Below are 565 nucleotides of genomic sequence, written 5' to 3' on the forward strand. Positions count from 1 at the left end.
AACACGTCCTCGTGGACGCGCGTGGCCTGGAGGAGCTGCTCGCGGCTCAGCGGGCGCTGGGGCGCGTCGAGGAAGGCCACCAGCAGCGCGTACTCGCCCTTGCTGAGCGCGACCTCCGCGCCGTCGGGATTGGTGAGGCGCCGGCGGCGCCGGTCCAGCACCCAGCCGGCGAAGCGGCTGCGGTGGGACTCCTGGACCCGCGCCGGGGCGGGCGCCACCTCGGCGCGGCGCAGGATGACCCGCACCCGCCCGAGCAGCTCGCCCAGGCCGTAGGGCTTCACGAGGTAGTCGTCGGCACCGAGTTCGAGGCCGATCACCCGGTCGATCTCGTCCCGGCGATGGCCGGTGGTGATGATCACCGGCAGGTCGCTCCGGGTGCGCAGGTCGCGCAGCAGGTCGAGCCCGTTCTCCGAGCCCAGCCGCAGGTCCAGCACGACGAGGTCGAATTCGGCCTCCGCCAGCCGCTTCTCCGCCTCCGCCCGGTCGGTCGCCGCGGTCACGGCGACGTCGTGACCGGCGAAGTGGTCCGAGACGAGGCGCTGCATGCCCGCGTCGTCCTCGAACT

At 73.6% G+C, this 565-nt stretch carries 1 protein-coding gene; it reads right to left on the reverse strand.

Features of this window, described 5'->3' with window-relative positions; translation table 11 throughout:
- Window positions 1–545 (reverse strand): response regulator (locus NS334_RS16265; RefSeq protein WP_241492003.1); only part of this gene is annotated, 545 nt, incomplete at its 3' end.
- Window positions 546–565: the final 20 nt, after the last annotated feature.

Origin of the sequence: Sphingomonas endophytica, from assembly GCF_001476895.1 — a bacterium.
In the GTDB taxonomy this organism is placed as follows: Bacteria; Pseudomonadota; Alphaproteobacteria; order Sphingomonadales; family Sphingomonadaceae; genus Sphingomonas; species Sphingomonas endophytica_A.